Raw genomic sequence first — 5,304 nt, forward strand, 5'->3', positions numbered from 1 at the left:
ATCGGGCTCAGAGCGTCGACCTTGTTGACGGAAACTGTGCCGGCCTGCAGCCGCCCGGCGATGCGGTGCGCGCGCGACAGGCTGTCGGTCCACAGCGATGCGGCGAGCCCGTAGGGGCTGTCATTAGCGATGCGGATCGCGTCGGCCTCGTCATCGAAGGCAATGACCGAAAGCACCGGCCCGAAGATCTCGTCGCGGGCAATCGGATCGGCAGGCGTGACATCGTCGAAAATGGTGGGCTGGACAAAGCTGCCGCGCCCATTGACCGTGACCATGTCGCCGCCCGCGACCAGGCGCGCGGTCTTTTTACCGGCCTCGACGAAGCGCATGACATTGGCGGCGTGGCGACTATCGACCATCGCGCCCATTTTCGAAATCGGATCGAGCGGATCGCCGGGCTGCGTGGCCGCCGCACGCTGCACCAGTTTCTCCACCAAGGCATCCTTGATGCCGCGCTGGACGAGCAGGCGTGAATTGGCGGAACAGACCTCGCCCTGGTTGAAGAAGATGCCGAAGGCCGCCATATCGGCCACCACATCGAGATCCCCGCAGTCGGCAAAGACGAGGTTGGGGCTCTTGCCGCCGGTCTCCAGCCAGACCTGCTTCATGTTCGACTGCCCGGAGTACTGCAGGAACATCTTGCCCACCGCGGTCGAACCGGTGAAGGCGAGGCAATCCACATCCATATGGCGGCCAAGCGCCTGGCCGGCGGTTTCGCCAAGGCCGGGCACAACATTGAGCACGCCGGCAGGCAGGCCCGCCTCCATCGCCAGCTCCGCCAGGAGCAGGGCCGACAGAGGCGACTGCTCGGCGGGTTTCAGCACCACCGAATTGCCCGCCGCCAGCGCCGGCGCGCACTTCCAGGTCGCCATGTCGAGCGGGAAGTTCCACGGCACCACCGCGCCGACCACGCCAAGCGGCTCGCGCCGCACCAGCACCAGATCGCCTTCGCCGGTCGGCGCCACCTCGCCATAGATCTTGTCGATGGCCTCGCCATACCATTGGAAGATCGCCGCCGAACCGGGGACGTCGACCGAGGCCGCATCCCTGACCAGTTTGCCCATGTCCAGCGATTCAAGCAGGGCCAGTTCATGCAGGTTGTCGCGCAGCAGCTGCGCCAGCCGCAGCAACACCTCCTTGCGGTGCGCCGGGCTGGTGCGCGACCAGACGCCGGCGTTGAAGCTGCGCCTAGCGGCGGCAACCGCCAGATCGATGTCTTCCTCGCCGCAGGACGCCACTTCGGCCAGCACCTCGCCCGTTGCCGGATTGACGCTGGCAAAGGTCCGGCCCGAACGCGCCGCGACCGTCTTGCCGTCGATGAACGCCTTGTCACGAAAACGGATCGCGGACGCCTTGCCGATCCAGTCCTTGTGGCTGAGTTCACTCATCGCAGGTGACCCCTGTCTTGACTATTCGTCGCCCGGCACGCCGTAGCTCGGCGCATCGGATGGGTTGATCGCGCGGGTCACATAGGCATCGAGCTGTGGCTTGTAGAGTTGCCACAGCGCCGCCAGTTGCTCGATAGGACAATCGTCGGTCCAGTCGCAGCGCAGGTCGGCGACCGGCCACGCCACCTCACGCACCAGCTTCATGCCGGCGGAATGGACAGGGCCAGCCTCGCCGCCGGCTGTCAGCGCCGCGCGCATAGTCGCGATGAGGCGGTCGCCGAGATGCCCCTCCGACGCCAGGAAGGCCTCGACCATCGCTTGCGGCACGCCATCATGGGCCAGCATGTTGCCGCCGCAGGCGACATTGTCAGCTCGCGCCTCCGCCCAGATGCCAAGAGCTTTGGGACCCGAATGGATCGCGGTCGCTCCAGCGGCGTCGACAGCCAGCACCTGCCGGTATTCGGGATAGGCACCGGTGCGCTTCAATATGGCAATCGCCTCCGCCGCGGACGCGCCGCGCGCCAGCAATTCGAGACCGCGCAGTCCAAGCGTAGGATCGGTGACGTTCTGGCTGGCAATGGCCCCGGCGCCCGCCTGCGCATAGGCGCAGCGCGCCGCAACAGCAGGCGACGAGGAGGACACCGCGACCCCGAACATGCCGGTGCGGCCGCACCGCGCGACAATGGAAAAGGTCATCGCAATCAGTCCGGAATGACGGCGGTGCCGTCGATCTCGACCAGCCAGTCCGGCCGCGCCAGGGCCTGCACGACAAGGCCGGTCGAGACGGGATGCACGCCTCTGATATACGCGCCCATGGTACGGTAGACCGCCTCACGATGGCGCACATCGGTGATGTAGACCACCACCTTGACCAGGTGCTCCATGGTGCCGCCGCACTCCTCGATCAGCTGGCGGATGTTCTGCATGACCTTGTGTGTCTGCTCGACCGGATCATGGCTGTCGATGTTCTTGGCCGTGTCGAGGTCCTGCGGACATTGGCCGCGCAGATAGACGGTCCTGCCGCCCCGCGTAACGACCGCCTGGCACAGATCATTGTCGAGCTTCTGCTCGGGATAAGTGTCCTTGGTGTTGAACTTTCGAATTCTTGTATGCGCCATCTTGGTCTCCGTCGGATCAGGCTCGAGGTCGGGGCATCCCGTTTGAGGTGCCGTGTCTATGCCACCTTGGTCTCGCGCTTCGCGGACGCATGGTAGGCTAGGTATTTGCGCTGCGTGGAAATATGGTCGGCCACATGCTGCGCGTCGTGCCAGACGCCCCAGATGAAGCTCGACCCCCTGCGCGATTGCCAAGGCAGTCCGAGGAAATAGATGCCGGGCTCGGTCGACACACCGCGCTGGTGCTTCGGCTTGCCCCTTTCGTCGAACACATCGACCTTCAGCCAGTTGTAGTCGACGGTGAATCCCGTCGCCCAGATGATCGAACCTATCCCGGCTTCCGACAGGTTCAGCTCGAGAATGGGATCGGTCATGCATCGCGGGTCCGGGCCGATCTTGCGGGCCTCGGGCTCTGGGGGAAGGTCGAGGCCGTTGCGGGCGACATAGGCATCTGCCTCGTCCAGAACCGACATGTAATTCGCATCGCCGCGCGCGATATTCTTGGCCAGATCGGGTGCGAAAATCATCACACCGTGCCTGTAGGATTCGGTCCGGCCAACCAGCGTCATCCCTTGCGCGGCAAGGCGCCGGAAGTCGATCGTCTGGCCGCCACGCGCGCCGCTGACCGCGATGGTGACATGTTCGGTGCCGGGCGCAGGCGCCTGCGCGTCCCACTTGCCCAAAACCCCCAGCCACCAGCAGAAGTCACGTTCGCGATAGGCCCGCGGCGGCCGATCGTGCGGCCCGACCGAGAGATAAACCCGCCGTCCCGCACGCTGGAGTTCGTCGGCGATCTGCACCCCCGAAGACCCGGAGCCGACCACCAGCACCGCGCCTGCGGGCAGTTGGCCGGGATTGCGATAGGCGCTGGAATGTATCTGCATAGGTCCGGCGTCCCCGGGAACGACGGCCGGGATGACCGGATGCTGGAAAGCGCCGGTGGCGGCAACCACGCTCCTGGCTTCGATCACGCCATCCGAGGTTTCGATCCGGAAGCCGGGACGGCCGACAAGCCTTTCCACTTTCCTGACCTCCACGCCGCAGCGGATGGGGGCAGCGATCATGTCGGCGTAAGCGACAAAATAGTCGGCGACCTTCTCCTTGCCGATAAAGGCATCCGGACCGGCATTGGGAAATTCCATGCCGGGAAAACGGTCATGCCAGGCGGGACCATTGGCAACCAGCGAGTCCCATCTCTCGCTACGCCAGCGTTCGGCGATGCGGTCCCGCTCCAGCACGAGATGGGGCACGCCGCACTTGCTCAGATGCTCGCTCATCGCCAGCCCCGCCTGGCCGCCGCCAACAACAAGCGTGTCTACTGTTTCGACTGGCATTCAGCGGCCCTTTCTGGCTCTCCCCGAGAGTTTCTGCGCATGCGGCGGAGGTCTGATCGTTGGTTTACTGGAGGGACCGGGCAGCGAAAATTACGATTTCATGTGGCAGTGGTTAGCTTGTTCCTAAATGCTGAATTGGCCGCGCGCAGACGGCTACGCCAGTATTGCCATAGCCGCCTTTTCGCCAATCATCATGGATGGCGCATTGGTGTTGCCACCGATCAATGTCGGCATGACGGAGGCATCAGCGACGCGCAGATTGTCGAAACCGCGCACCTTGAGACCGGCGGGATCAACCACCGCCATGGCGTCGTTGCCCATCCTGGCCGTGCCAACCGGATGATAGACGGTAAGAGCCTCGGCACGCAGATAGGCGAGAATCTCGTCATCGGTGTTCACGTTGGGCCCAGGCAGGATTTCCGGTCCGCGGATGCCGCCGAAAACCGGCGAAGCCAGGATCGAACGCGCGACCTTTATGCCCTCGACGAGGGTCAGGGCATCCTGTTCGTCACTGAAGAAGCGATGGTCTATGAGCATATTGCGGCGGGTGCCGTCGCGTTGAAGCGTGATTTCGCCGACGCTCCCGGGTCTCAACACACAGGTGTGCACGGCATAGCCGTGGCCATATTCGACGAGCCGACCGCGATGGCTGCGATAGCCCGGCACGAAGTGGAACTGAATGTCGGGTATGCTCCCGGCATACTTCGTCCTGGCAAAGCCGCCGGCTTCGACATAGTTGGTCGTCAGCATGCCTTTGCGCCGGGCGAAATACTGGAACGGCGCCGCCAGCATCGCCGGAAGATTGGCAAGTGAAAGGCCGAGCGTCTTGCGGCTGTTCGATCGCACCGTGATCATGCCATCGACATGGTCGCGCAAGTTCTTACCGACGCCTGGCAGGTTCGCGACCGGTTCAATCCCCGCTGCTTTCAGCTCCCCGGCCGGGCCGACGCCGGAAGCAAGCAGAATGCGCGGCGATCCGATCGCACCCGCGCTGAGGACGACCTCCGCTCGGCACCCCAACCGTTGGGTTGCGCCTTCCCTGATCACGTTGACGCCGGTGACGCGCTCGCGTTCAATCGCCAGATCAAGAACCTCGACGCCTGACAATATCCGTAGATTCGAGCGGCCGAGAATCGGCCGGACAAAGGCGCTGTAGGCCGAGAAGCGCTCGCCTCTGTTCTGGGTGACGTTGTAGATGCCGAGGCCGAGTTGGCCACCGGCATTGAAGTCGCGGTTCTCGGGCAGGCCTACGCCTCTGCCCGCCTCAACCCACAGGCTGGATACCACGTTGGGATCGCGCGGATTGTCGACCAGCAATTCGCCGTCGAATCCGTGATAGGCGGGGCTCTGCAACAGGCAGTTCCGCTCCAATTTCTTGAAGACGGGCAGGACATCGGCATAGGACCACCCGGCACAGCCAAGCGCTGCCCATTCATCGTAGTCCTGCGCGGCGCCACGAATATAGAC

At 64.1% G+C, this 5,304-nt stretch carries 5 protein-coding genes; all 5 read right to left on the minus strand.

Features of this window, described 5'->3' with window-relative positions:
- On the minus strand, positions 1-1,388 hold a 1,388-nt coding region (locus EN994_RS16565; protein ID WP_164745962.1), incomplete at its 3' end, for an aldehyde dehydrogenase.
- Positions 1,389-1,409: 21 nt separating this feature from the next.
- Complete coding sequence (locus tag EN994_RS16570; protein ID WP_013530450.1) at positions 1,410-2,084, minus strand: DUF1028 domain-containing protein; 675 nt, start codon at positions 2,082-2,084, stop codon at positions 1,410-1,412.
- 5 nt (positions 2,085-2,089) lie between these two features.
- The gene (locus tag EN994_RS16575) at positions 2,090-2,506 is read right to left on the minus strand and encodes a RidA family protein (protein WP_063168704.1); all 417 of its coding nucleotides are present in this window, start codon (positions 2,504-2,506) and stop codon (positions 2,090-2,092) included.
- Between the two features lie 56 nt (positions 2,507-2,562).
- Entirely contained in the window at positions 2,563-3,837 is a 1,275-nt protein-coding gene (locus tag EN994_RS16580; protein ID WP_063168705.1) for an NAD(P)/FAD-dependent oxidoreductase, read from the minus strand.
- A 153-nt stretch (positions 3,838-3,990) separates the two neighbouring features.
- Positions 3,991-5,304, minus strand: a 1,314-nt coding sequence (locus EN994_RS16585) for a GMC oxidoreductase (protein WP_127307659.1), incomplete at its 5' end; no start/stop codon positions are given.

Origin of the sequence: Mesorhizobium sp. M7A.F.Ca.CA.002.09.1.1, assembly GCF_003998555.1 — a bacterium.
Taxonomy (GTDB): Bacteria; Pseudomonadota; Alphaproteobacteria; order Rhizobiales; family Rhizobiaceae; genus Mesorhizobium; species Mesorhizobium ciceri.